We start from the raw sequence: 26,484 nt of genomic DNA on the forward strand, positions 1-26,484 counted from the left end.
CACAAGGTCGTACAGCACCAACAGCTGCTACGGCAGCGGCGTCGCCTACTCCATCCGCAAGGCCTGACCGGCCGCCGCCGGCTCGGCTCGATTCCCATGAAGCGTTGGGGAAACGATCCGGTCCAGGGGCTTGTGGGACCTGGCGCTTGCCCTACGCAACGTCCAGTAGGGCAAGCGCGAAGGCGTCGCCGCAGGGGGCGCGGCCTTCATGAGGCCGCGCCCACATGCTTGCGATGTGCCGGTTCGGCACCAGAAGCCGTATCTCAACGATCTTGGAACGGGTCGGTCCGAACAGGGTTCCCGGTCGGGTGATCTTCCGGTCGTACGCCATGAAGGCAGGGCCTCTCGGCAGCTGGGGAGTGCGACCCATCACCGAGCTCCAGGGGGCCCTGTTGTCGTTGTTGTACACACCCGCAGCCGCACAACACCTCTTCGACCTCATCGCGGCATCCGGGGAAACGCTAAGCGCCGAGTCACCTCTCACGGCTGTCGCACATGTTCCACACAGAGAATCGCCCCCTGGGCCAAAGCTGCCCACACGCTTGACGGAGAACATTGAGGCACCCCCTCGTGCCGACCCGAGAGCACCGTTCACATGCGCCCCGGCTGCCATGGAAGGCTCCCGCAGTGGCGACTGGCGCCTTCAACTACGGGGGCACTTCAGCGGCCCCGCCAACCAGGACCGCCCCCAAGACTCCAGTGTCCAAGTCGTCGAGGCCGCCGGCCGGCGGAGAGGCCGGGCCGACGGTGATCGCGTAGCACTCGTCCGCTCCCGCACACCGCACCAATACCCGCGCCAGCCCGTCCGGGCGGAGCTCGGTGCGTACGGTCACCTCGCCGGTGATGCCGCCGGCCTCCGCTCGGCGAGTGGGTGGGGCTCCATGGCAACCTGAGGTCCGTCGCGCGCAGGGGAGCGCCACAGCACGCACCGCCTCCCTAGGGGCAAGATCGGGTGTGAGATGCGGCCACAACCTCGACGCGGCCCTGCCCGTACGGGCCCCGGCCGGCGTCACCGCTCCCCCGCCCCCGGCCGGAGCGAGCACCGGGCGGCCGGTCCGCCGAGCAGGGACGGCGGCCGCAGGCTCGGCTGGCCGGCCAGGCGTGCGTCAGCTCACCGCCTGCTTCACGAGCGCCGCGATGCGCGCCTCCACCTCGGCCGTCACCTCGGTCAGGGCGAACCCGGCCGCCCACATCGTGCCCTCGTCCAGCTTCGCCTGGTCGCTGAACCCGAGCGTCGCGTAGCGCGCCTTGAACTTCTCCGCGCTCTGGAAGAAGCAGACGACCTTGCCGTCCAGCGCGTACGCGGGCATCCCGTACCAGAGCTTCGGCGCGAGCACCGGGGCGTTGGCCGTGATGACGGCATGGACGCGCTCGGCCATGATCCGGTCCGAGTCCTGCATCTCGGCGATCTTCGCGAGCACGTCCCGCTCGGCCTCCGCCGCCTTGTCGGCGCGCGAGGCGCGGCGCGCGGCCGTCCTCAGCTCCTGGGCGTGATCCTTCATCGCGGCCCGCTCCTCAGCCGTGAATCCCTCGTGCCCACTGCTGTCGGTGTTGCCCATGGCAGATCTCCCCTTGAGGATCTCGATGTGCAGGATCTTGAGAGGGACCATATCGCGGCCCACCGACACCCGGGCCCGTCAACGACCGCTCCACGCAACGATCATGAGCCACCGCAGCCCCGGCGCGCGAACCCCGGGCATCGGACATCAGCCACGGCCATGGGCCATGGGACACCGGTTCGACAGGATGACGTCGGCAAGGCCGGGCGCCGCGAATCCCCGGCAGCCCGGAGGCCCTCTCCCCGGCATACCCGCAGATGTGTAATGTCACATGCCATGAAATCCACGACCCGGGCCTTACCGGCCTTCATCGCCATGCTCGGCCTGAGCGCCCTGCTCGGCGCCTCCCCCGCCCACGCGGAGAGCGGCTGCCTGACCGCACCGCCCGCCCCGGGCGTGGAGCAGTCCCGCCTCGCCGATCCCCGGACGGGTCAACTCATCGAGCGCGGCGGCCTGCTGAGCTTCACCCAGCGCTTCCCCGCCGCACTCTGCACCGCCCGCACGGCCCGCGAGGCCGAGGCGCTGCTGGACGCCTGGGGCTCGGCGCTGTGGCAGTCGGCCGTCAACCGGGCCCAGCAGCGGCGCCCCAGCGACGGCCTACCCCCCGGCGACGGCCTGGCCCCGGGCGACGACCGCCCACTGTACTGGGCCCGGCTCACCATGGACACCCAACTCGCCTGCTGGCAGCCGCCGTTCACCATCGACCCGGACGCCCTGCGGGCCCGCTTCGAGGACGCCTCCCGCGGCCTGACCGCCAACCGCTTCAGCACCACGCCGGGCCTGCGCCGGGTGTTCATCAGCGGCTTCGACCCGTTCGGCCTGGACGGCGACCTCCGCACCGCCAACCCCTCCGGTTCGGCGGCGCTCACCCTCAACGGGCGGCGCGTCACCCTGGCCGACGGCGCGACAGCCGAGATCCGCGCCGTCGTCCTGCCCGTGCGGTACGCCGACTTCGACCGCGGCATCGTCGAGCGGGCCTTCGGGCCCCGGATGACGGCGGGTCCGCAGGCCGCCGACCGGATCACCACCATCAGCCAGGGCTACCCCGGGATCTTCACCCTGGAGGCCTGGGCCGGCCGCGCCCGCTCGGCCGACCCGTACCCCGACAACGAGGGCGCACTCTCCGGCGGGACGTACGGCCACCCCGTGGTCGCGCCCGGGATGGGCCCCGGCGCGGAGTTCATCCCGACCACGCTGCCCGTCGCCGCCATGACCGCCGCCACCCGGACGCCGTACCCCGTCCTGCTGAACACCGAGGTCACCGAGATCCCGGCCGGGCAGAGCGACCCGGTGGACCGCGCGGACGGGCCGACCCCGGGCTCGCGCGCGGTGGCCGGCGGGGGCGGTGGGTACCTATCGAACGAGGTGGCCTACCGCAGCAACCGGCTCCGCCTGGAACTCGCCCCCGCCATGCCCGGCGGCCACCTCCACACCCCGGTGCTCACCGGCCTGCCCGCCGACCGGACCCGCCTCAGCGGCCCCGAGTTCGAGCGCAACGAGGCCGCGATCACCGCCGAGATCCTCACCCTGCTCTCGGCGGACTGAGGCCGTCCGGCACCGCCGTCAACGGGCCCGGGCCGCGACCTGCCGGGGCGCCACGCGCCGGCAGGTGGCACGTGCGGCGTCAGTCCGCAGACAGCCGGCTTGCTCCGGGGGAACGAACCGCAACTCGGCGCGGGGGGAGGGCCCACGGCCGACCTCTGCCACCCGACGCGCCACCGGCGGGAGATCGGCGCCCGCCTCCCCCCTCGGCCCGACGGCCCGGCCCGGGCTCAGACGGACTCAACGCGTTCCACGATCTGCTCGCACAGTTCGTGGGTGCGCAGGGCGTCCCGCGCGGAGAGGGTCCGGCCCGCCCGGACGGCGTCCAGGAAGGCGACCACGATCTGCTCGATGCCGCGCTGGCGGGCGACGGAGACCCAGTCTCCCCGGCGGCGGATCGTGGGCTGGCCCCGGTGGTCGATCACCTCGGCGAGGTTGACCACCGCACGCTTGGAGTCGCCGCCGGACACCTCCAGCACCTCCTCCGTGGAGCCGGAGACCCGGTTCATGATGCCGAGCGCGGTGAAGCCGTCCCCGGCGAGGGTCAGCACCAGATGCTCCAGCAGCCCGTGGCGGATGCGCGAGCGGACGTCGACGTGCTCGATCTCGCCGGGGACGAGGAAGCGCAGGGTGTCGACGACGTGGATGAAGTCGTCGAAGACGACCGAGCGGACGGCCTCCGGCAGGCCCTCGCGGTTCTTCTGCAGCACGATCAGGTCCCTCGGCCGCTCCTTGGCCTGCTGGTACCCGGGCGCGTGCCGGCGGTTGAAGCCGACCAGCAGCGAGCGGCCGGTCCGCTCGGCGAGCTCGACCAGGTGGCGGGCGCCCTCCAGGTGCTGGTCCAGGGGCTTGTCCACGTAGACGTCGATCCCGGCGGTGAGCAGCCGCTCGACGATCGGCACGTGCTGGTCCGTGGCGGCGTGCACGAAGGCGGCCCGCACGCCGCTGTCGATCAGCGCGCCGAGATCGGTGTAGCGGTGGGGGATGCGGTAGGTGTCGCCGATGCGGTCGAGCTTGGCCCGGTCACGGGTCATCAGCCGCAGGTCCAGGCCCGGCTGCGCGGTGAGCACCGGGAGGTACGCCTTCTGCGCGATGTCACCGAGGCCGATCACGGCCACGGCCGTGGCGGCCGGCTCTTCCAGCATCTGACTGTCGCTCATCCCAGGGCTCCTGCGAGGGTGGGTGGCCGTCCGCTGCTGCGCGGACGCCGGGCCTTCGGCAGCATATGTCAAGACCTCGCCCGCCCCGCCGCCTCCGTCCGCGCCACCTGCGGTTACGCCGCCGAGGCCCCCGCCGCCGCCTCCGCCAGCGCCTTCAGCACCGGCCTGATCAGCGGGTGCCCCTCGGCCCCGCTGCGGACGGCCGCGAACACCTTGCGGGTGGCGAGCGCACTGTCCACCGGCCGCACGGCGACCCGGGAGAGATCGACCCCGAGCAGCGCCGAGCGCGGTACCAGTGCCACCCCCGCCCCGGCCGAGGCGAGGGCGACGACGGCCCGGAAGTCGTCCGAGGAGTGCACCAGCCGGGGCTGGAACCCGGCGTACTCGCAGGCGAGCAGGACGACGTCGTGGCACGGGTTGCCCGGGTAGGGGCCGATCCACGGCTCGTCGGCGAGATCCGCCACGGCGATCGGCCCCTGCCCCGCGGCCAGCGGGTGGCCCAGGGGCAGGACGGCCTCGAAGGGCTCGGCGTACAGCGGGACGCGGGTCAGCCGCTGGTCGTCCGCGCGGGGGGCGCCGCGGTACTCGACGGCGACGGCGAGGTCGGCCTGCCCGTCCAGCAGCATCGGCAGGCTGGCGTCCCCCTCGGCGTCCAGCACCTTCAGCCGTACGCCGGGGGCGCCGACGGCGAGCGCGGTGATCGCCGGGGCCAGGACGAGCGCGATGCCGGTGGCGAAGGACGCGACGGTCACCTCGCCGCAGACGCCCGCGCTGTACGCGGCGAGGTCGGCCTCGGCGCGCTCCAGCTGGGCGAGCACGGCGTCGGCGTGGCCGAGCAGGATCTCCCCGGCGGCGGTCAGGCGCACCCCGCGGCCCTCGCGGGCGAGCAGGTTGTGGCCGGTCTCCTGCTCCAGGGCGGCCAGCTGCTGGGAGACCGCGGAGGGCGTCAGGTAGAGGGCGGCCGCCGCCGCGGTCACCGTGCGGTGGTCCGCCACAGCCCGCAGGGTCCGCAGCCGTCTTGCGTCGATCACATGCCAATTCTGCCAGTGCCGGCTGCCACTCCCGCCCGCCCGTCGACCGGGCCCGCGTACGGCAGACCCCGCGCACCGGAATCCGGACCGGCCGACTTCCCACTCACTCTCCGCGCCGGATGCTGGAAACCCCGCGGGTCGCCCGGTTCCGGGCGGGCGGCCCGCGGGGTGGTCGGGTGCGCCCGGGGGGTTACTCCCCCAGGGCGGCGCGGGCGTCGATGAAGGCCGCCACGGCGCGCTCGACGTCCTCGGTGGAGTGCGCGGCCGAGAGCTGGACGCGGATGCGGGCCTGGCCGTGCGGGACGACCGGGAAGGAGAAGCCGATCACGTACACACCACGCTCCAGCAGCAGCTCGGCGAGGCGGCCGGCCTTGGCGGCGTCCCCGATCATGACCGGCGCGATCGGGTGGTCGCCCGGCAGGATCTCGAACCCGGCCTCGGTCATCTTCGAACGGAACAGCGCCGTGTTGGCGGCGAGCCGCTCCCGCAGCTCGTTGGACTGCTCGACCAGGTCGAGGACCTTGAGCGAGGCGGCCGCGATCACCGGCGCCAGCGAGTTGGAGAACAGGTACGGGCGCGAGCGCTGGCGCAGCAGCGCGACGATCTCCGCGCGCGCCGCCACGTAGCCGCCGGACGCGCCGCCCAGCGCCTTGCCCAGCGTTCCGGTGATGATGTCGACCCGGTCCATCACCCCGTGCAGCTCCGGGGTGCCGCGCCCGCCGGGGCCGACGAAGCCGACGGCGTGCGAGTCGTCGACCATGACCATCGCGTTGTAGCGGTCGGCCAGGTCGCAGATCTCGCGCAGCGGGGCGACGTACCCGTCCATCGAGAACACGCCGTCGGTGACGATCAGGCGGCGCCGGGCGTCCTGGGTCTCCTTGAGCTGCTGCTCCAGGTCGGCCAGATCGCGGTTGGCGTAGCGGTGGCGGCGGGCCTTGCACAGCCGGATGCCGTCGATGATGCTCGCGTGGTTGAGGGCATCGGAGATGACGGCGTCGCGCTCGTCGAGCAGGGTCTCGAAGACGCCGCCGTTGGCGTCGAAGCAGGAGGAGTACAGGATGGTGTCCTCCTGGCCGAGGAAGGCCGAGAGGCGGTCCTCCAGCTGCTTGTGGACGTCCTGGGTGCCGCAGATGAAGCGCACCGAGGCCATGCCGTAGCCCCAGCGGTCCAGCGCGTCCTTGGCGGCGGCGAGGACGTCGGGGTGGTCGGCGAGGCCGAGGTAGTTGTTGGCGCAGAAGTTGAGCACCTCTCCGGGGTGCCCGCCCGCCGTGACGGTGACGGCGGCACTCTGCGGGGTGCCGATCACGCGCTCGGGCTTGAAGAGGCCGGCCTCGCGGATCTCTTCGAGGGTGGCGGCGAGGTCGTCGCGCACGGAGTCGAACACAGGGTCTCCTAGCAGAGGGCAGACAGGTCGGGCGGATCGGGCGTGGCAGGCGGCCCGGGCGGGCCCAGGGGCTCCGGGCTCCGGACGGGTCAGGCCGTCCAGTCGAGGATGATCTTGCCGCAGCGTCCGGAGGCGGCCTCGTCGAAGGCGGCCTCGAAGTCGGTGGCGGCGTAGCGGCCGGTGATCACGGGGCTGAGGTCGAGCCCGCCCTCCAGCAGCACCGACATCGCGTACCAGGTCTCGAACATCTCGCGGCCGTAGATGCCCTTGATGGTGATCATCGAGGTGACGATCCGCGCCCAGTCCACCGGGAAGTCCTCGGCGGGCAGGCCCAGCATGGCGATCTTGCCGCCGTGGGTGAGGTTGGCGATCATCGACTGCATCGCCTCGGGGCGCCCGGACATCTCCAGGCCCACGTCGAAGCCCTCGCGCAGGCCGAGCTTCTGCTGGCCCTCCTCGATGGTGTGCTCGGCGACGTTCAGCGCCAGCGTGACGCCCACCTCGCGGGCCAGCTCCAGCCGGTACGGGCTGACGTCGGTGATCATCACGTTCCGGGCACCGGCGTGCTTGGCCACTGCGGCGGCCATGATGCCGATCGGGCCGGCGCCGGTGATCAGCACGTCCTCGCCGACCAGCGGGAAGGAGAGCGCGGTGTGCACCGCGTTGCCGAACGGGTCGAAGATCGCGGCCACGTCCAGGTCGACCGGCACCCGGTGCACCCAGACGTTGGCGGCGGGCAGCGCCACGTACTCGGCGAACGCACCGTCGCGCCCGACGCCCAGGCCTACGGTGTTGCGGCACAGGTGGCGGCGGCCGGCCAGGCAGTTGCGGCACTTGCCGCAGACCAGGTGGCCCTCACCGCTGACCAGGTCGCCGATGCTGATGTCCGCGACGGCGGAACCGATCTCGGCGACCTCGCCGACGAACTCGTGACCGAGGGTCAACGGGGTGCTGATCGTCTGCTGCGCCCAGCCGTCCCAGTTGCGGATGTGCAGGTCGGTGCCGCAGATCCCGGTGCGCAGCACCTTGATCAGCACCTCGCCGGGGCCGATGGCCGGCTTCGGGACGTCCATCAGCCAGAGTCCCGGCTCGGCCTTCTGCTTGACGAGTGCCTTCACTGCGGCGGCTCCTGACGCACGAGGGGAACCGACCTGGTGTGGGCAGGCCGGGCGGCGCCCGGCGGGGCCGCCGCTCGCGCGCCGCACCGTACCGGGCACCTGCAATCTGCCTGGTGGGGAGGGGTGCGGTCCATCGAGGAATTCTTAAGGGCCGCCACAGCTGGGCTTCACGATCCTGCCCGAGCCGGGGCCGCCCGGCCCCGGCGGCGTGCCGGGCACCACCCGTACGGGGGAGGCCGCGGCCGCGCCGGGGGCTCGGCGGGGCTCAGGCGCGGCCGGCGGCCTTCTGGGTGCGGCGGGAGAGGGAGTCGATCACGACGGCCGCGAGCAGCACCGCACCGGTGATCATGAACTGGATGGCGTTGCTGACGCCCAGGATGTTCATACCGGACTGGATCGAGCCGATCACCAGCGCGCCGAGCAGCGCCGACCAGGCCGAGCCGCGGCCGCCGAAGAGGCTGGTGCCGCCGATGACCGCGGCCGCGATGCAGTTCATCAGCAGGTTGCCGCCGCCGGAGGTCTGGCTGGCGGACTGGATCTGCGCCGCCAGGAAGAGGCCGCCGACCGCGGCCATGGTGGAGCAGATCATGAACACCGAGATCCGGATCCAGGAGACGTTCAGACCCGCCCGGCGGGCACCCTCGATGTTGCCGCCCAGCGCGAAGATCTGCCGGCCGTACGCGGTGCGGCGCAGCACGAAGTCGAGCACCACGATGAAGATCAGGAAGATCAGCAGCGCCAGCGGCAGGCCCTTGTACTGGTTGAGGGTGTACGCGACGACGAAGCCCACCACGGCAAGCGCGATCGTGCGCAGTGCGATGTCGGCCGGCGGCCGGTAGGGGACGTCGGCCTTGCGGCGCCGGTTGGCGTCGAACAGGGCTCCGGCCAGGTAGATCAGCACGCCGGCCGCCGCGACCGCGTAGGCCACGATGGTCTGGCCGTAGATGGTGGTGTACAGCCGGGAGACGATGTCCTTGCCGGAGAGGTTGACGGTGCCGCTGGCGCCGAGCACCTGGAGCATCAGGCCGTTCCAGGCGAGGTTGCCGGCGAGGGTGACGACGAAGGCCGGCACACCGACCTTGGCGAAGAACAGGCCCTGGATCAGACCGACGATCGCGCCGCTGGCGAGCGCGGCGATCAGGGCGACCCACTCGTTGACGCCATGGGTCACGTTCATCACCGCGAAGATGGCCGCGCACAGGCCACTGACCGAGCCGACCGACAGGTCGATCTCGCCGAGCAGCAGTACGAAGACGACACCGATCGCGATCATGCCGGTGCCGACGATCTGCTGCGAGAGGTTGGAGAGGTTCTGGGCGGAGAGGAAGCTGCTGTCGAGGCTGCCGAAGACGGCCCAGATGATGATCAGGGCCAGGATGACGGGCAGCGAGCCGAGTTCGCCGCTGCCCAGGCGGCGCTTGAACTCGCCTAGGTAGCCGGTGATGCCGCCCTGCTGGACGATCAGTCGCGGGTCGACGGCGGGGGTGGCGTCGTGCGCGACCTCGACGGGGGCGTTGACGCCGCCCTTGGGCATGCTGTCCTCGGGGAGCGGCTTGTGCCGGAATTTGCCCGGCTCCTCCCCCTGGCCGGGCGTGTTGCTGGGGCTGCTCACTGGTTGCCCTCCGTACCACGGGCCTGACGGCGGGTCACGGCATTGTCCGTGGCGCCGGTGATGGCGGAGATGATCTCTTCCTGGGTGGTGCTGCGACGCTCGAAGACGCCGTTGTTGCGGCCCAGGCGCAGGACCGCGATCCGGTCGGCGACGGCCATGACGTCGGCCATGTTGTGGCTGATCAGGATCACTCCCAGGCCTTGGTCGCGCAGTCGCTCGACCAGGTCCAGGACCTGCGCGGTCTGCTCGACGCCGAGGGCGGCGGTCGGCTCGTCGAGCATGACCACCTTCGGCGAGCCGATCAGAGAACGGGCGATGGCCACGGTCTGGCGCTGGCCGCCGGAGAGCGAGGCGATCGGGATCCGGACGCTGGGGATGCGGATGGAGAGGGTCTGCAGCAGGGTGCGCGAGCGCTTCTCCATCCCGACCTCGTCCAGCACGGTGAAGTGGCGCAGTTCGCGCCCGAGGAAGAGGTTGGCGACGACGTCGAGGTTGTCGCAGAGCGCGAGGTCCTGGTAGACGGTCGCGATGCCCAGCTGCTGGGCGTCCTGCGGCCGGTGGATGGTGACCGGCCGGCCCTCCCACTCGATGGTGCCGTCGTCCGGCTGGTGCACCCCGGCGATCGCCTTGACCAGCGTGGACTTCCCGGCGCCGTTGTCACCGACCAACGCCACCACCTCGCCCGTGCGGACCTCCAGCTCGATGTCGGTGAGCGCCTGGACGGCGCCGAACCGCTTGGAGACCCCGCGAAGCGCCAGTACGGTTGCGCCTTCCACGGAAACCAACTCCCTCTCTCCGATGCTGTCCCGACCGGAGCCCGCGCCGCCACCCGAGCGGGCGGCGGCGCACGGCGCGTGCGGCTACGAGATCCCGGCCTGCTGGCAGGCGGCGGCGTAGTCGGGGGTGCAGATCTGCTGCGGGGTGTACAGCCCGTCGGCGATCACGGTGGTCTTGATGTTGTCCTTGTTCACCACGATCGGGGTGATCAGGTTGGCGGGCACCGACTGGCCGCTGCCGCTCTTGGCGGTGGTCGGCGTCGCCGAGGGGGACGGGCTCTTGCCCGTGGCGTAGGCGATGGCCGACTCGGCGGCCGACTCGGCCTCCGGCTTGTAGGGCTTGTAGATCGTCATCGTCTGGGTGTTGACCAGGATCCGCTGGATGGCGTCCAGCTGGGCGTCCTGGCCGGTCAGCGGGGTGCCGCTGATGTTGGCGGCCTTCAGCGCGGTCGCGATGCCGGCGGCCATGCCGTCGTTGGCGGAGTAGACGCCGACCACGTTCGGGGCGCCGATCGCGGTGATGCCCGCGGCGGCCTCCTGGTTGGCGTTGTTCGGGTCCCAGTTGGGCGTGTCGTACTCCTTGCCGATCGTCAGCTTGCCGTCGATCGCGCTGTGCGCACCGGCCTTGAACTCCGCCGCGTTCGGGTCGGTGGGCGAGCCGTTGATCATGATGATCTGGCCCGCGCTGGCCTTGTCACCCACCGCGGCCACCAGGGCCTGCCCCTGGAGCTCGCCGACCTTGTGGTTGTCGAAGGACACGTAGGCGTCCACCGGCCCCTGCGCCAGCCGGTCGTAGGCGATCACCTTCACGCCCGCGTCATGGGCCTTCTGCACCGAGGACTGGATGGACTTGGCGTCGACCGCGTCCAGGATCAGCACCTTGTCGCCCTTGGTGAGCGCGGTGTCGACCTGGGTCTGCTGCTGCGTCGCGTCCTGGTTGGCGTTGTAGTAGTCGATCTGCGCGTTCGGCGCCAGTTCCTTGATCTTCGCCTCGATCAGTGGCCGGTCGAACTGCTCGTACCGGGTGGTCTTGGTCTCCGGCAGCAGCAGACCGATCTTCACCGCGCCGGCCGCCGTGCCGCTGGCGTTGGAACCGGAGGAGGTGGAACCGGTCGACTGTTTGGCGCTGCCGCACGACGCCATGCCGACGACGACGGAGACTGCTGTGGTCGCAATGAGGATGCGACGGACACCGAGCTTCACAGGAATGCCTGCCTCTCAGACTCGCGTTCACCCCCGTGACCGAGTCTGGAAGACCTCCGGGGACACCGCGATCGCTGCTGAGCTGAACGTGTGGTGCGCCCGGCGGGTCCGTCAGCGAGGCGGTCGAGCGGTCCGCCGGACAGGTCGGCCCGAGGGGTCGGCCGCACAGGTAGGCCCGGGAGGTCAGCCCGAGTCGGCCCGGCGGGTCAGCCCGCGCCGAGCAGTTCGGAGAGGTCGTAGGAGACCGGCTCCTCCAGCTGCCCGTAGCCACAGCCGGCCGGCGTGCGGTCCGGCCGCCAGCGGCGGAACTGGACGGTGTGCCGGAAGCGGGTGCCCTCCATGTGGTCGTACGCCACCTCGCAGACCCGCTCGGGGCGCAGCGCCAGCCAGGAGAGGTCCTTGCCGCCGGTCCAGCGGCTCGTGGCGCCGGGCAGCCGGGCGGTGGCGTGCGCCTCCTCCTGCGCCCAGGCCGCCCAGGGATGGCCCGCCGGATCGTCCATCCGCAGCGGTGCCAGTTCCTCGGCGAGCTCGCGCCGGCGGGCCATCGGGAAGGCCGCGCAGACGCCCACGTGCTGGAGCGCGCCCTGCTCGTCGTACAGGCCGAGCAGCAGCGAGCCGACCACCGGACCGCTCTTGTGCTCGCGGTAGCCCGCCACCACGCAGTCGGCGGTGCGCTCGTGTTTCACCTTGAACATGGTCCGCTCCCCCGGCCGGTACGGCTGGTCGAGCGGTTTGGCGACCACGCCGTCCAGCCCGGCGCCCTCGTACTGCGAGAACCAGCCGCGCGCCTGCTCGCGGTCGGTGCTGGCCGGCGCGATGTGGACGGGGGCGCGGGCGCCGCCCAGGGCCCCCAGCAGGGCGGTCCGGCGCGCCTCCAGCGGCTCCTCCAGCAGGGACGCCGACCCCAGGGCCAGCAGGTCGAAGGCGACGAAGGAGGCGGGGGTGCGCTCGGCGAGGGTGCGGACCCGGGACGCGGCCGGGTGGATCCGCTCCAGCAGCTCCTCGAAGCGCAGCCGCCCCCCGCGGGCGATCACGATCTCGCCGTCCAGCACGCAGCGGGGCGGCAGCTCGGCCAGGAAGGCCGCCACCAGTTCGGGGAAGTACCGGGTGAGCGGCTTGCCGGTGCGGCTGCCGATCTCCACCTCGTCGCCGTCGCGGAAGACGATCGCGCGGAAGCCGTCCCACTTGGCCTCGTACTGCATGCCCGGCGGGATCTCGGCGACGGCCCTGGCCAGCATCGGCGCCAGCGGCGGCATCACGGGCAGGTCCATGCCTCCGATGGTGCCGCCCGCCGCGCCGGGGCGCGCGCCGGGGCCGACCGCCCTAGCGTGGGTGCATGGCCACAGCCGTGGAACTGGATGTCGCCGGGCGCAGCGTACGGCTGTCGAACCCGGACAAGGTGTACTTCCCCGAGCGCGGGTTCACCAAGATGGACGTCGCGCAGTACTACCTCGCGGTCGCCGACGGGGTGCTGCGCGGGCTGCGGGATCGCCCGACCACCCTGCAACGCTTCCCCGACGGGGTGAACGGCGAGTTCTTCTACCAGAAGCGCGCACCCAAGGGCCTGCCGGAATGGCTGCCCACCGCGCGGATCGCCTTCCCCAGCGGCAGGTCCGCGGACGAGATCTGCCCGACCGAACCGGCGGCGGTGCTCTGGGCCGCCAACCTCGGCTGCCTGACCTTCCACCCCTGGCCGGTGCGCCGCACGGACACCGAGCACCCGGACGAGCTGCGCATCGACCTCGACCCACAGCCCGGCACCGACTTCCACGACGCCGTACGGGCCGCGCACGAGCTGCGCCAGCTGCTGGAGGAGTACGGGCTGCAGGGCTGGCCCAAGACCTCCGGCGGTCGGGGCCTGCACGTCTACGTACCGGTGGAGCCGCGCTGGACGTTCACCGACGCCCGGCACGCCGTGATCGCGCTCGGCCGGGCGCTGGAGCAGCGGATGCCGGGCAAGGTCACCACCGCGTGGTGGAAGGAGGAGCGCGGCGAGAAGATCTTCGTCGACTACAACCAGATGGCCCGCGACCGCACCATCGCTTCGGCGTACTCGGTGCGGGCCCGGCCGCGCGCCACGGTGTCCACGCCGCTGCGCTGGGAGGAGCTGGACGCGGCCACGCCCGAGGACTTCGACCTGGGGACGGTGCCCGCCCGCTTCGCCGAGCTGGGCGACCTGAACGCCGGGATGGACGGGCGGGCCTTCTCGCTGGAACCCCTGCTGGAGCTGGCGGAGCGCCAGCAGCGCGACGAGGGGCTGGGCGAGATGCCGTACCCGCCGGACCACCCCAAGGCGGCCGGCGAGCCGACCCGGGTGCAGCCCAGCCGGGCCCGCAAGCACTGAACCGGGCCCGGCGGCCGCCCGGGTGCGTGATCATCGGGTGCCCGGGGGCGTTCTCGCCGGCGGCGGCGTCGTACGGGGGCGGCGCATGATCGTCCGGCGGAGGGGCCTCGTAGGCTGTCCGGGACCCGCCCTTCGGGGGCGGCATCCTTCGGGGAGGAATCGGGCATGGGACGGCGCGGACTGCGGGAGATCCTGGACGACGCGGCGGGCGGGATCTTCCCGCCGTCCGACGGCACGGTGACGGTGGTGCCGCAGCCCTCGGCGCGTGAGGTCGGCGTGATGTCGTTCAGCGCGCACGCCGTGGTCTTCACCGACGAGGACCCCGCCTGGGTGCGCGAGATCCTGGCCGGGGTGCCGGGCGACCCGCTGGCCGCGCCGCTCTGCCCGCCCTTCCTGACCGCGTTCGCCGAACGGACCGGGCGGGTGGTCAACAACATCGACCTGGTGACGGTCGCGGACCGGCTGCCCGGCGGGCCGCCGCTCCCGCTGGAGCGGGTGGAGGACCCGGAGCACCCCCGGATCGCCCGCGCCCTGCGCTACCGGGACGGCGTCCGGGCCTGGACGACGCCGGGCGGGGTGCTGGCGCTGGGACGCGGGGTCGCCGGGCGCTGGGAGGCCGCCATCGAGGTCGACGCGGCGGCGCGCGGCCGGGGCGTGGGCCGGGCGCTGGCGGTGAGCGCCCGTCATCTGCTGCCCGAGGGCGAGCACATCTGGGCGCAGCAGGCCCCGGGCAACGCGCCGAGCGTGCGGGCCTTCCAGGCCGCCGGGTACCGCCCGGTCGGCGCGGAGGCGCTGCTGGTGGCCGGGCGCCCGTGAGCGTCCCCACCGCGGTGCCACCGGAGGCCCGGGCCCGGCTGACGGCACGGTTCGGGCCGGGCGCCGGGCCCTGGTGCGATGCGCTGCCGACGCTGGTCGCCCAACTGACGTGGCGCTGGGGGCTGGTGGTGCGCGAGTCGGGCGGCGGCGGCACCTCGCGGGTGTTCCGCTGCACCCGGCTCGCCGACGGCCGACCGCTCTGGCTGAAGCTGACGCCCGACCCGCAGGTCGCGGCGCAGGAGGCGGCGGCGCTGGCGGCCTGGGCTCGGACACCGGCGGTGGTGGGGATGCTGGAGTACGACGCGGCGACCGGCGCGCTGCTGCTCGCCGATGTCGCGCCGGGTACGCCCCTGCGGGGGCGGGCCTGGCGGCCGGCCGAGGTCGCCCAGCTGCTCACCGCGCTGCGCGGGGCCGGCGTGCCGGGCGGGAGCGCCGTGCCCTCGCCGCCCGCACAGCCCGCACAGCCGTCACTGGTATCACCGGCATCACCGGCGAACCTGCCGTCGCTGCGGGAGCGGGTGGGGTTCCTGTTCGACCTGACCCGGCGCCGGGCCCCGGGCGCCGCTCTGGGGCCGGCCCGCGCGGCGGCGCTGGACCTGGCCGCCGCCGGGCCGCCCGGGCTGGTGCACGGCGATCTGCACGCGGGCAATGTGCTGGACGGCCGGGACGGCCTGGTCGCGATCGACCCCCGTCCCTCGCTCGGCGACCCCGACTTCGACCTGGTGGACTGGGTGCTGGAGGGCGCCGAGGACCTGCCCGGGCTGGAGCGGCGGATCACCGAGCTGGTGGCGCTGGTTCCCGGGGCGTCGGCGGAGCGCGTTCTGGCCTGGTGCCGGGCGCTGGCGCCCCTGGTCGCCGCACCCCGGGCCGCGGCCGGGCGCCGCGACCCGCAGACGGTGTTCCTGCTGGAGCTGGCCGCCGCCGGCTGAGGGCAGCGCCGGGTGGCCCGGTGCGGCGGGCGGCCGGGGTCCGAGCGGCGGGTCGACCGGGCCGGCGGTGGCCGGGCGACGGCCAGGCCGTGGTCAGGCGGTGGTTGCCCCGGTGGGGGCGGTGCGGTGGATGATGGCCACCGCGTCGGCGATCTGAGCGTCCGTCAGGTCGCCGCGGGCGGTCAGCCGCAGCCGGGAGATGCCGTCCGGCACGGACGGCGGGCGGAAGCAGCCGACGGCGAGCCCGGCGGCCCGGCAGTCGGCGGCCCAGGTGACGGCGGCCTCCGGGTCGGGCGCTCGGACCGAGACGACCGCGGCGTCCGGACGGCTCGCGCGCAGGCCGGCCGCGGTCAGCTGGGCGGAGAGCGTGCGGGCCACCTCGCGGGCGCGCTCGGCGCGGTGCGGCTCGGCGCGCAGCAGGCGCAGCGCGCCGAGCGCGGCGCCCGCGGCGGCGGGGGCCAGGCCGGTGTCGAAGATGAAGGTCCGGGCGGTCTCGGTGAGGTGCCGGATCACCCGGCGGGGGCCGAGGACGGCGCCGCCCTGCGAGCCGAGCGACTTGGAGAGCGTGACGGTGGCCACGGTGTCCGGCGCCCCGGCCAGTCCGGCGGCCGCCAGCGCGCCCGCGCCGCCGGGGCCGAGTATGCCGAGCCCGTGGGCGTCGTCCACCAGCAGGGCGGCGCCATGGGCGCGGGCCGCGGCGCTGAGCCCGGCCAGCGGGGCGGCGTTGCCGTCCACGGAGAAGACGGAGTCGCTGACCACCAGCGCCCGGCGGTGGCTGCGCTCGGCGAGGGCCGTACGGACGGCGGCAGGGTCGCTGTGCGGGGCGCGGTGGACGTCGCTGCGCGAGAGCCGGCAGCCGTCGATCAGGGAGGCGTGGTTGTAGGCGTCCGAGACGATCAGGGTGTCGGGGTCGGTGAGGGCGGTGAGCGCGGCGAGGTTCGCCGTGTACCCGGAGGAGAACACCAGGGCGGCTTCCACACCGCAGAACTCGGCGAGTTCCGCCTCCAGCTCGGTGTGCAGTGCGGTGGTGCCGGTGACCAGCCGGGAGCCGGTGGAGCCGCCGCCCCAGCGCAGCGCGGCGTCGGCGGCGGCGCGGGTCACGGCGGGGTGGTGGACCAGGCCGAGGTAGTCGTTGCTCGCCAGGTCCAGCACCGGGTCGTCGGCCGGGCGGCTGCGCAGCGTACGGGTCAGGCCGGCCTCGGCCCGCAGCGCGGCGGCCTCGTCGAGCCAGTCGAAGACGGCGGCCGGGGTGAGGGCCCGCTGCGCGGGCACGGTGCTGTGGACCATGGCCGCACTCTGGCATGCCGGGCGCGGGCCGGGCAACGTGCGCCTGAGCACACGCCCCGGGCCGCCCCGGGCTCCCGGGGCAGGCCGGGGCCGGGCGGCGCCAACCCGGGTACGGGCGGCAGGGGCAGGCGGCTACCGATCGCGGGGCGGGCGCCGGGCCCGACCAGGGGCGGGGGCCCGGGCGGGGGCCTGAGCGGGAGCCCGGCCCGGGCGCAGGCCCCGGCCCGGAGCTAAGCCCTTTGCCCGGGGTGCTCGCGAGCAGGCAAGATAGCCGGGTGACCCTCCTTGACCTGATGCCGAGCCCTGCCACTCCCGACGCGCTGTACGAGACGTTCGCCGCATGGGCGGAGGAGCGCGGCATCACGCTGTACCCCGCCCAGGAGGAGGCGCTGATCGAGCTGGTCTCGGGGAACAACGTGATCCTGGCGACCCCGACCGGCTCGGGCAAGAGCCTGGTGGCGGCCGGGGCGCACTTCGCGGCGCTGGCGGAGGGCAAGCGGACCTTCTACACCGCGCCGATCAAGGCCCTGGTCTCGGAGAAGTTCTTCGACCTGTGCAAGATGTTCGGCACCGAGCAGGTCGGCATGATGACCGGCGACGCCAGCGTCAACCCGACCGCGCCGATCATCTGCTGCACGGCCGAGGTGCTCGCGAACATCGCGCTGCGCGACGGCGACCGGGCCGACATCGGCCAGGTCGTGATGGACGAGTTCCACTTCTACGCCGAGCCGGACCGCGGCTGGGCCTGGCAGATCCCGATCCTGGAGCTGCCGCACGTGCAGTTCCTGCTGATGTCCGCGACCCTCGGCGACGTCCGCCGCTTCGAGGAGGACCTCACCCGGCGCACCGGCCGCCCGACCACCGTGGTCCGCTCGGCGACCCGCCCGGTGCCACTGTTCTACGAGTACCGCCGCACCACCATGCACGACACCCTGGAGGAGCTGCTGAAGACCGGCCAGGCGCCGGTCTACGTCGTGCACTTCACCCAGAAGGAGGCGGTGGAGCGCGCGCAGTCGCTGATGAGCATCAACATGTGCTCCAAGGCCGAGAAGGACGCCATCGCGGACCTGATCGGCGGCTTCCGCTTCACCACCAAGTTCGGCCGCAACCTCTCCCGCTTCGTCCGCCACGGCATCGGCGTCCACCATGCGGGCATGCTGCCCAAGTACCGCCGGCTGGTCGAACGCCTCGCCCAGGCGGGCCTGTTGAAGGTCATCTGCGGTACGGACACGCTCGGCGTGGGCGTCAACGTGCCGATCCGCACGGTGCTGTTCACGGCGCTGTCCAAGTACGACGGGATCCGGGTGCGCACCCTGCGGGCCCGTGAGTTCCACCAGATCGCCGGCCGGGCCGGGCGGGCGGGCTTCGACATCGTCGGGCAGGTGGTCGCGCAGGCGCCCGAGCACGTGATCGAGAACGAGAAGGCCGTCGCCAAGGCCGGGGACGACCCCAAGAAGCGCCGCAAGGTGGTCCGCAAGAAGGCGCCGGAGGGCTTCGTCGGCTGGACGGAGGAGGGCTTCGAGAAGCTCATCGCCGCCGACCCCGAGCCGCTGGTCTCCCGCTTCAAGGTCAGCCACGCGATGCTGCTCTCGGTGATCGGCCGCCCCGGCAACGCCTTCGAGGCGATGCGGGGGCTGCTCACCGACAACCACGAGGACCGCTCCGCGCAGCGCCGCCACATCCGCTCCGCCATCGCGATCTACCGCTCGCTGCTGGCCGGCGGCGTGGTCGAGCGGCTGCCCGAGCCCGACGCCGAGGGCCGCATCGTGCGCCTGACCGTCGACCTCCAGGAGAACTTCGCGCTCAACCAGCCGCTCTCCACCTTCGCACTGGCCGCCTTCGAGCTGCTCGACCAGACCTCGCCCTCGTACGCGATGGACGTGGTCTCCGTGGTCGAGGCGACCCTCGACGACCCGCGCCAGATCCTCGCCTCGCAGCAGAACAAGGCCCGCGGCGACGCCATCGGCGAGATGAAGCGGGACGGCATCGAGTACGAGGAGCGGATGGAACGGCTCCAGGAGATCACGTACCCGAAGCCGCTGGACGAGCTGCTGGGCCACGCGTACGAGGTCTACCGGCGCGCGCACCCGTGGATCGGCGACCACGCGCTGGCACCCAAGTCGGTGGTCCGCGACCTGTACGAGCGGGCGATGACCTTCACCGACTACGTCGGCCACTACGAGCTGGCCCGCACCGAGGGCATCGTGCTGCGCTACCTGGCCGGGGCGTACAAGGCGCTGGAGCAGACCGTCCCCGAGGACATCAAGACGGACGACCTCAAGGACGTCATCGCCTGGCTGGGCGAGCTGGTCCGCCAGGTCGACTCCAGCCTGCTGGACGAGTGGGAGCAGCTGGCCAACCCGACCGACCCGCAGGCCCCCGAGGTGCGCCTGGACGACAAGCCGGCGCCCGTCACGGCCAACGCCCGCGCCTTCCGGGTGCTGGTGCGCAACGAGATGTTCCGCCGGGTCGAGCTCGCCGCGCTGGAGAACTACACCGCACTGGGCGAGCTGGACGGCGAGTACGGCTGGGACGCGGATCGCTGGGCCGACGCGATGGACGAGTACTGGGAGGAGCACGACGACCTCGGAACCGGTCCGGACGCGCGCGGCCCCAAGATGCTGCTGATCGAGGAGGACGAGGACTCCTGGCGGGTGCGCCAGATCTTCGAGGATCCGGCCGGGGACCTGGACTGGGGCATCAGCGCGGAGGTCGACCTGTACGGCTCCAACGAGGAGGGCCGCGCGGTCCTGCGGATCACCGGGGTGGACCGGCTGGACGGCTGAGGGCGGGCCGGTCGGCGGGGCCCCCGCTCGCGGGCCCTGCCGACCGCCCACCCTCCGGCCTGATTGATCGTCAACTCCCAATGCGGGGAAGCTGGTCGCCGGGAGCGCTCCGGCTGGACCGCCGCCCGCGCCCGCTCAGGTCCAGATGAACGGCTGGCCGACGGTGAAGGACAGCGCCCGGGTCGCCTCGTCGAGCTGCTGCTCGACCGCCCCCGGGACGCCGGTGGCGCCGTGCGCGTCGGCGAAGCGGGAGCTGGTGAACGTCACGTAGCGCCGGACGGCCGCCACCTTCACCGAGGTCGCGGGGGTCTTGGCACCCGCTGTGGGGGCCGGCGCCGGGGAGGCGTCCGGGAGGATGAAGGCCAGCAGGGCGGGCTTGTCCTGGAGCGTCCGGGCCGCCTTCTCGGCGGAGAACTCGTCCGTGAACTGGAGGACGGTCACGCTGCTCTGCACCGGCCGGTCGAGCTCGCTGAAGCTGACCGTGATGTACCCCCGGCAGCCGCTCTCCGCCAGCGGGTTCTCGACGGTGCGGTCCTGGAGCGTCTCGGCGCAGTCCTGGCCCTGGCGGGCACCGGACCGCTTGGCCTTGTAGGCCCCGAGCTCGATGCCGCGCTGCGCGGGGAAGTAGCGCTCGGCGGTCAGGCCGTCCGGGTCCGCGACCGTCGACGGCTGCGGGTTGCCCACCACCGGCGGGGTCTTGGCGGCGTCCTTGCTGGACGGGCCGAGCCCGGGTATCCAGTCGCCCGGGTGGGGCCGGGTGACGATCCAGCCGCCGCCCGCCACCACGGCGATGACGGCGCACCACACCAGCGCCCGGCGCGGTCCGCCGCGCTGCGCATGATGCGCCTCGGCCGGTCCGCGGGACGGCCGGCCTACCGGTGGCGGGTTGCGCTCCCCCTGCGTGGTCATGGCGCAGATTCTAAGCGGAACGGCGCGGCGGCCGATCAGCGGGTGGGCCGCCCGCGCCCCGCGTGACCTGCGCCACTACCGTGCGCGGCGGTACTGTGACAACTCGCACATCGCAGGCGGGATCTTCTGGCGGGTTTGCTCTGGCGCGGGCGGTCGGCGAACAGGCAGGATCAGCCTCATGGATCTGCTCGACACCCTCACCGCCAAGGGCCTGCGCCGGGAACTCCCCACCCGGGAGGAGGCCCTGGCCGTCCTCGCCACCACCGATGACGAGCTGCTCGACGTGGTCGCGGCCGCCGGTCGGGTGCGCCGGCAGTGGTTCGGCCGCCGGGTCAAGCTCAACTACCTGGTGAACCTCAAGAGCGGGCTCTGCCCCGAGGACTGCTCGTACTGCTCGCAGCGCCTCGGCTCCAAGGCCGAGATCCTCAAGTACACCTGGCTGAAGCCGGATCAGGCCGCCGAGGCGGCCGCCGCGGGTGTCTCCGGCGGCGCCAAGCGGGTCTGCCTGGTGGCCAGCGGCCGCGGGCCGACGGACCGGGACATCGACCGGGTCGCCGACACCATCGCGGCGATCAAGGGCCAGGACCCGGCCGTCGAGGTCTGCGCGTGCCTGGGCCTGCTCTCGGACAACCAGGCCGAGCGGCTGCGCGCGGCGGGCGCCGACGCGTACAACCACAACCTGAACACCTCCGAGGGCACGTACGGCGACATCACCACCACCCACACCTACGCGGACCGGGTGGACACCGTCGCCAAGGCGCACGGCGCCGGGCTGTCCGCCTGCTCCGGCCTGATCGCCGGGATGGGCGAGAGCGACGAGGACCTGGTCGACGTGGTCTACGCGCTGCGCGAGCTGGACCCGGACTCGGTGCCGGTCAACTTCCTGATCCCGTTCGAGGGCACCCCGCTGGCCAAGGAGTGGAACCTCACCCCGCAGCGCTGCCTGCGGATCCTGGCGATGGTCCGCTTCGTCTGCCCGGACGTCGAGGTCCGGATCGCGGGCGGGCGCGAGGTGCACCTGCGCTCGATGCAGCCGCTGGGCCTGCACATCGCCAACTCGATCTTCCTCGGTGACTACCTGACCAGCGAGGGCCAGGCCGGCCAGGCCGACCTCGACATGATCAAGGACGCCGGGTTCGAGATCGAGGGCGCCGGAGAGGTGACCCTGCCTCAGCACCGCTCCGAGGTCACCGCGGCCGGCGGTGGCTGCGGCTCCGGTGGCGGTGGCTGCGGGCCGTGCGGCGGCGGACACGAGGAGGCGGCGGGTGCCTGCGGGACCAGCCACGGAGCCTGCGGGACCACCCACGCGCAGCCCTCGGCCGAGGCGCCGGCGCCCGAGGTGCCGGTGTCCGGGCAGCCGGCCGACGAGGCCGCGTCCGACGAGGTCCGCAGCGACCTGGTCCGGGTCCGGCGCCGCGGCGCCGGCACCGAGCTCGCCCCGAACGCCTGACGGGCGGCCGGGCACCGATCGCCCTCCACCGGTGGCCCCACGCCGACGGACCCTAGGATCTGAAACACCATGTCACGGCTCTCCTCGCAGTCCCTGCTCGCGCTCGACCGGGCGCACGTCTGGCACCCGTACGGACCGATGCCCGGCACCTCGACCCCGTACGTGGTCGAGTCCGCCTCCGGCGTCCGGCTCCGGCTGGCCCAGCCGGCCGGCGGCCACAGTGAGCTGATCGACGGGATGTCGTCCTGGTGGGCGGCGATCCACGGCTACGGGCACCCGGTGCTGGACGAGGCCGTGCGCGGGCAGCTGGGCCGGATGAGCCATGTGATGTTCGGCGGGCTCACCCATGAGCCCGCCGTCCGGCTGGCGGCCAGGCTGGTGGAGATCACGCCGGAGCCGCTCCAGCACGTCTTCCTCGGCGACTCGGGCTCGGTGGCCGTCGAGGTCGCGATGAAGATGTGCCTGCAGTACTGGCAGTCGGTGGGCCGGCCGCAGAAGCGGCGCCTGCTCACCTGGCGCGGCGGCTACCACGGCGACACCTTCCACCCGATGTCGGTGTGCGACCCCGAGGGCGGGATGCACCGCCTGTGGGGCGGCGTCCTGCCGCACCAGCTCTTCGCGGGCGAGCCGCCGGCCGGGTTCGACGCACCCGTGGACAAGGCCTACGCGGCCTCGCTCGCCGAGCTGATCGAGCGGCACGCGGCCGAGCTGGCCGCCGTCATCGTGGAGCCGGTGGTGCAGGGCGCCGGCGGCATGCGCTTCCACTCCCCCGAGTACCTGCGGCTGCTGCGCCGGCTCTGCGACGAGCACGGCGTGCTGCTGGTCTTCGACGAGATCGCCACCGGCTTCGGCCGGACCGGCGAACTCTTCGCCGCCGACCACGCCGGCATCTCCCCGGACGTGCTCTGCCTGGGCAAGGCACTGACCGGCGGCTACCTGACGATGGCCGCCACACTCTGCACGAGCGAGGTCGCCGACGGCATCAGCCGGGGTGAGGTGCCGGTGCTGGCGCACGGCCCGACCTTCATGGGCAACCCGCTGGCGGCGGCCGTCGCCAACGCCTCGATCGAGCTGCTGCTCGGGCAGGACTGGCAGGTCGAGGTGAAGCGCCTGGAGGCCGGGCTGCGGGCCGGGCTCGCGGGTGCGGCCGGCGCACCCGGCGTCGCGGACGTCCGGGTGCTCGGCGCCATCGGCGTCGTCCAGCTCGATCACCCGGTGGACATGCGGGCGGCCACCGAGGCGGCGGCCCGGGAGGGCGTCTGGCTGCGGCCGTTCCGGGATCTGATCTACACCATGCCGCCCTATGTGACGGGCGACGAGGACCTGGCCCGGATCGGCACGGCCGTCACGGCGGCGGCGGTGGCGGGATGACGCACGGGAGTACGGGCTCGGGAGACGGTGACGCGATGACGCAGGGGACCGCCGGTTCGGCCGGCACGGGCAGCACGGGCGCGGGCGGCTCCGACACGGGCGCGGGCGCGGAAGGCCCGCGGCCCTCCGCCGGGCGGGTGATCTTCGTGACCGGCGTGGGCACGGAGGTCGGCAAGACGGTCACCACCGCCGCCGTCGCGTCCGCCGCCCTCCAGGGCGGCCTGCGGGTCGCGGTGCTGAAGCCCGGCCAGACCGGCGTCGCACCGGACGAGCCGGGCGACGTCGACGAGGTGGTCCGGCTCGCCGGTCCGCTGACCACCCGTGAACTGGTCCGCTACCCCGAGCCGCTGGCGCCCGACACCGCCGCGCGACGGGCCGGGATGGCCACTCCGGCACCCGAGCAGGTCGCGGCGGCCACCGCCGAACTGGCCGGCCGGCACGACCTGGTCCTGGTCGAGGGGGCCGGCGGCCTGCTGGTGCGCTACGACGAACACGGCCACACGCTGGCCGACATGGCGCTGGCGGCGGCCGACCTCGGCCTGCGGCCGGAGATCCTGGTGGTCGCGGCCGCCGGTCTCGGCACGCTCAACATCACGGCCCTGACCGCGGAGGCCCTACGCGCCCGGGGCCTGGCCCAGCTCGGTGTGGTGGTGGGCAGCTGGCCCACGGATGCCGACCTGGCGGCCCGCTGCAACCTGGCGGATCTGCCGTCGGTCGCCCAGGCGCCGCTGCTCGGCGCGCTCCCCGAGGGCGCCGCACGCTCCACCGCCTTCCCCGCGCTCGCGCTCGCCGCGCTCGCCCCGGCCCTGGGCGGGCACTGGGACGCGGCCGCCTTCACCGCCGCGCACCAGGTGCCCCACCCCTGACGGCACCCTGACGAAGCGTCAGTGCCGGTGGCCCTGCCGACCACTGCGGCCCCGGCTGCTAGCGGCCGGCCGCGAGCCGCCAGACCGTGGTGGTCTTGACCGGGCGGTCCTCCAGGTCGGCCACCACCGGCACCTCGTACGCCGCGACGGCCGTGAACCGCTCCCGGGGCAGGTACGCCCGGCCGGGGTCACCGACCAGCACGGCCGCGCCCCGCGCCTGGGCCCGCTCCAGGAACGGCAGGAAGCGCGCGGCCATCGCCCGCTCGTAGAACACGTCCCCGGCGAGGACCACCTCGGCCGGAGCGCCGTCACCGTCCAGCAGGTCGGCGCACTCGGCGTCCACCCGGACGCCGTTGGCCTCGGCGTTCATGTCGATCGCGGTCACCGCGTACGCGTCGATCTCCGCCGCCCGCACGGAGGCCGCGCCGCGCAGCGCCGCCGCCACCCCGACCAGCCCGGATCCGGCAGCCAGGTCCAGCACCGCGCGGCCCGCGACCACCTCCGGGTGATCCAGTACGTACCGGGCGACCGCCAGGCCCCCGGCCCAGGCGAACCCCCAGAACGGCGGCGGCAGCCCGACCTCCCCCGTCGCCGACTCGGTCTGCTCCCAGAGCGCGATCGCCTCGGCCGCCAGGTGCAGCCGTACCTCCGGTACGAAGGGATCGGCCGCGAGGCGGGTCTGCGCCCGTACGAAGGCCTCGTTGGCCTCGACGGTGGTGGCGACGCCGGACATGGCGCCCTCCTCTGCTGGTGGTCGGCCGGTGTTCGTGACCCTAGTGCATCCGGGCGGCCCCGATCCGTGCCACAAGCCCGGGCCCCACGCGCGGCGGGGAGTTCGACGCCCTGCCGTACCGTCACCCCAACGCCGGCCCGCCCGGGTGTCGACGCGGCACGGCGCTTGCGTACCGTTTCGATACCGAAGCCGTCATGAGCTGCGGAAATGCTCGCCCGCCGGAAGGCGCGCCGGTAGCATCCGGCTGACGCCCTCCGGCCCGTGCGCTCCCGCGCGCCCACGCCCGGACGGGCACACTCTCGCGGGGCATTCGCAGGTCACCGCGCACTCGGCACCGCGCGCCAGGGCTGTCGCGCGATCGCGGAAGGGCAGCGTCTTGGCGGATCGGCTCACCGGAGGAGACTCCTCGCTGCTGCGGCGGATCAACGCCGCCGTCACGCTCCGCGCACTGCGGGCCGGTCAGTCGGTGACCCTCACTCAGCTGGTCGGTGACACCGGGCTGTCCCGGCCGACGGTGGAGGGTGTGATCGAGGGTCTGGTGGAGTCCGGACTGGTCGCCGAGGTCGAGCAGGGCCAGGCCGCGGGGCAGGCCGGCCGCACCGGGCGGCGCGGGCGGCCGGCCCGCTGGTTCCGCTTCCGCGCGGAGGCCGGGCACATCCTGGGCATCGAGGTCGGGGTGCACGACATCCGGGTGATCCTGGCCGATCTGACGGGCCAGGTGGTCGGCAGTCACTTCAAGCCGGTGGACGAGACGCTGGAGGCCGAGGAACGGCTCGGCGCCGCCCGCGGTGTGGTGGCCGAGGTGCTGCGCAAGGCGGGCGTCTCCCGGGACAACCTGTGGGCGGTCGGCGTCGGCACCCCCGGGATCGTCGACCGCGAGGGCACCGTACGGCTCGGCACCGCCATCCCCGGCTGGACGGGCCTGGACCTCGGGGCCCGGCTGCGGCGCTCGTTCCGCTGCCCCGTACTGATCGAGAACGACGCCAACCTGGCCGCCATCGCCGAGCACTGGCAGGGCGCCGCGGTGGGGATGGGCGACGTGGTGTTCGTGATGGCCGGGCTGAGCCCGGGCGCGGGGTCGCTCATCGACGGCCGGCTGCACCGCGGCTTCGGCGGCGCGGCCGGCGAGATCGGCGCGCTGCACCTGCTGGGCCAGGAGGCCACGCCCGAGCGCCTGCTCTCGACCACGGGCAAGCCGCTGGACCCCCTGGACGAGGTGGCGGTGGCGCGGGTGCTGCGGCTGGCGCGCGAGGGCGACGCGGTGGCGCAGGTCGCGCTGGACCGCTTCCTGGGCCGGCTGGTGCACAACGTGGCCGCGCTGGTGCTGGCGATCGACCCGCAGCTGGTCGTCGTGGGCGGCTGGGCGGTCGGGCTGGAGGGCGTCCTGGAGCCGCTGCGCGAGCGGCTGGCGCAGTTCTGCCTCCGGGCACCGGAGGTCACGCTCTCCGCGCTGGGCTCCGAGGCGGTCGCGACGGGTGCGCTGCGCGTCGCCCTCGACCACGTCGAGGAGCTGCTGTTCGCCGTCGACCCGCCCGGCGCGGCGGCGGTCGCGCCGGGCGCGCCCGGCCCGCACGGCAGCCGGGCCTGAGCGAACGCGCCGAAGGGCCC

At 73.6% G+C, this 26,484-nt stretch carries 21 protein-coding genes; 9 read left to right on the top strand and 12 right to left on the bottom strand.

What is annotated here, in order from left to right; translation table 11 throughout:
• Positions 1–1,106: 1,106 nt before the first annotated feature.
• On the bottom strand, positions 1,107–1,559 hold the full coding sequence (locus tag ACIBH3_RS15465; RefSeq protein ID WP_396312531.1) for an iron chaperone: 453 nt from the start codon (positions 1,557–1,559) through the stop codon (positions 1,107–1,109).
• A gap of 276 nt (positions 1,560–1,835) precedes the next feature.
• Between ACIBH3_RS15465 and ACIBH3_RS15470 the strand changes: the two genes are divergently transcribed.
• A complete protein-coding gene (locus ACIBH3_RS15470) occupies positions 1,836–3,104 on the top strand; it encodes a pyroglutamyl peptidase (protein ID WP_396312464.1) in 1,269 nt (422 codons plus the stop codon).
• A gap of 227 nt (positions 3,105–3,331) precedes the next feature.
• Here the strand turns inward: ACIBH3_RS15470 and ACIBH3_RS15475 are convergent, their stop codons facing one another.
• From ACIBH3_RS15475 to ACIBH3_RS15510, 8 genes are all read right to left on the bottom strand, one after another.
• A complete protein-coding gene (locus tag ACIBH3_RS15475) occupies positions 3,332–4,261 on the bottom strand; it encodes a Gfo/Idh/MocA family protein (RefSeq protein WP_396312465.1) in 930 nt (309 codons plus the stop codon).
• Between the two features lie 113 nt (positions 4,262–4,374).
• Entirely contained in the window at positions 4,375–5,292 is a 918-nt protein-coding gene (locus ACIBH3_RS15480; protein WP_396312466.1) for a LysR family transcriptional regulator, read from the bottom strand.
• A 190-nt stretch (positions 5,293–5,482) separates the two neighbouring features.
• A complete protein-coding gene (locus ACIBH3_RS15485; protein ID WP_396312467.1) occupies positions 5,483–6,676 on the bottom strand; it encodes a glycine C-acetyltransferase in 1,194 nt (397 codons plus the stop codon).
• Between the two features lie 89 nt (positions 6,677–6,765).
• Positions 6,766–7,794 (bottom strand): L-threonine 3-dehydrogenase, encoded by a 1,029-nt coding sequence (gene tdh, locus ACIBH3_RS15490; protein WP_396312468.1) that lies wholly within the window; start codon positions 7,792–7,794, stop codon positions 6,766–6,768.
• 265 nt (positions 7,795–8,059) lie between these two features.
• Positions 8,060–9,328, bottom strand: a complete 1,269-nt coding sequence (locus ACIBH3_RS15495; protein WP_396312532.1) for a sugar ABC transporter permease — start codon at positions 9,326–9,328, stop codon at positions 8,060–8,062.
• A gap of 74 nt (positions 9,329–9,402) precedes the next feature.
• A complete protein-coding gene (locus ACIBH3_RS15500; protein WP_396312469.1) occupies positions 9,403–10,182 on the bottom strand; it encodes an ATP-binding cassette domain-containing protein in 780 nt (259 codons plus the stop codon).
• Positions 10,183–10,266: 84 nt separating this feature from the next.
• The gene (locus ACIBH3_RS15505) at positions 10,267–11,385 is read right to left on the bottom strand and encodes a sugar ABC transporter substrate-binding protein (RefSeq protein ID WP_396312470.1); all 1,119 of its coding nucleotides are present in this window, start codon (positions 11,383–11,385) and stop codon (positions 10,267–10,269) included.
• Between the two features lie 206 nt (positions 11,386–11,591).
• Positions 11,592–12,656 (bottom strand): ATP-dependent DNA ligase, encoded by a 1,065-nt coding sequence (locus ACIBH3_RS15510; protein WP_396312471.1) that lies wholly within the window; start codon positions 12,654–12,656, stop codon positions 11,592–11,594.
• A gap of 65 nt (positions 12,657–12,721) precedes the next feature.
• On the opposite strand from ACIBH3_RS15510, the gene ligD reads away from it, so the two are divergent.
• The 3 genes from ligD to ACIBH3_RS15525 all read left to right on the top strand — a co-directional run bounded on the left by ligD (position 12,722) and on the right by ACIBH3_RS15525 (position 15,474).
• Positions 12,722–13,729: a non-homologous end-joining DNA ligase gene (gene ligD / locus ACIBH3_RS15515; RefSeq protein WP_396312472.1), complete on the top strand. Its 1,008-nt coding sequence runs from the start codon at positions 12,722–12,724 to the stop codon at positions 13,727–13,729.
• A gap of 165 nt (positions 13,730–13,894) precedes the next feature.
• Positions 13,895–14,545 (top strand): GNAT family N-acetyltransferase, encoded by a 651-nt coding sequence (locus tag ACIBH3_RS15520; RefSeq protein WP_396312473.1) that lies wholly within the window; start codon positions 13,895–13,897, stop codon positions 14,543–14,545.
• The gene (locus tag ACIBH3_RS15525) at positions 14,542–15,474 is read left to right on the top strand and encodes an aminoglycoside phosphotransferase family protein (protein ID WP_396312474.1); all 933 of its coding nucleotides are present in this window, start codon (positions 14,542–14,544) and stop codon (positions 15,472–15,474) included. Before ACIBH3_RS15520 ends, ACIBH3_RS15525 begins: the two co-directional genes overlap by 4 nt.
• A 93-nt stretch (positions 15,475–15,567) precedes the next feature.
• Here the strand turns inward: ACIBH3_RS15525 and ACIBH3_RS15530 are convergent, their stop codons facing one another.
• A complete protein-coding gene (locus ACIBH3_RS15530; protein ID WP_396312475.1) occupies positions 15,568–16,761 on the bottom strand; it encodes an 8-amino-7-oxononanoate synthase in 1,194 nt (397 codons plus the stop codon).
• 293 nt (positions 16,762–17,054) lie between these two features.
• On the opposite strand from ACIBH3_RS15530, the gene ACIBH3_RS15535 reads away from it, so the two are divergent.
• Positions 17,055–19,547 (top strand): DEAD/DEAH box helicase, encoded by a 2,493-nt coding sequence (locus ACIBH3_RS15535; protein WP_396312533.1) that lies wholly within the window; start codon positions 17,055–17,057, stop codon positions 19,545–19,547.
• A gap of 135 nt (positions 19,548–19,682) precedes the next feature.
• On the opposite strand, the gene ACIBH3_RS15540 is transcribed toward ACIBH3_RS15535, so the two are convergent.
• Positions 19,683–20,456 (bottom strand): hypothetical protein, encoded by a 774-nt coding sequence (locus tag ACIBH3_RS15540; protein WP_396312476.1) that lies wholly within the window; start codon positions 20,454–20,456, stop codon positions 19,683–19,685.
• A 178-nt stretch (positions 20,457–20,634) separates the two neighbouring features.
• On the opposite strand from ACIBH3_RS15540, the gene bioB reads away from it, so the two are divergent.
• The 3 genes from bioB (at position 20,635) to bioD (ending at position 24,143) form a co-directional block, all read left to right on the top strand.
• A complete protein-coding gene (gene bioB / locus ACIBH3_RS15545) occupies positions 20,635–21,906 on the top strand; it encodes a biotin synthase BioB (protein ID WP_396312477.1) in 1,272 nt (423 codons plus the stop codon).
• A gap of 69 nt (positions 21,907–21,975) precedes the next feature.
• The gene (locus ACIBH3_RS15550) at positions 21,976–23,277 is read left to right on the top strand and encodes an adenosylmethionine--8-amino-7-oxononanoate transaminase (RefSeq protein WP_396312478.1); all 1,302 of its coding nucleotides are present in this window, start codon (positions 21,976–21,978) and stop codon (positions 23,275–23,277) included.
• A gap of 35 nt (positions 23,278–23,312) precedes the next feature.
• On the top strand, positions 23,313–24,143 hold the full coding sequence (gene bioD / locus ACIBH3_RS15555) for a dethiobiotin synthase (RefSeq protein WP_396312479.1): 831 nt from the start codon (positions 23,313–23,315) through the stop codon (positions 24,141–24,143).
• Between the two features lie 58 nt (positions 24,144–24,201).
• Here the strand turns inward: bioD and ACIBH3_RS15560 are convergent, their stop codons facing one another.
• Positions 24,202–24,876, bottom strand: a complete 675-nt coding sequence (locus ACIBH3_RS15560; RefSeq protein WP_396312480.1) for a class I SAM-dependent methyltransferase — start codon at positions 24,874–24,876, stop codon at positions 24,202–24,204.
• A gap of 376 nt (positions 24,877–25,252) precedes the next feature.
• Here ACIBH3_RS15560 and ACIBH3_RS15565 point away from each other — a divergent pair, with 376 nt between their 5' ends.
• Entirely contained in the window at positions 25,253–26,464 is a 1,212-nt protein-coding gene (locus ACIBH3_RS15565; RefSeq protein ID WP_396312481.1) for an ROK family protein, read from the top strand.
• Positions 26,465–26,484: the final 20 nt, after the last annotated feature.

The organism is Kitasatospora sp. NPDC050543 (assembly GCF_044457565.1).
Lineage (GTDB): Bacteria > Actinomycetota > Actinomycetes > Streptomycetales > Streptomycetaceae > Kitasatospora.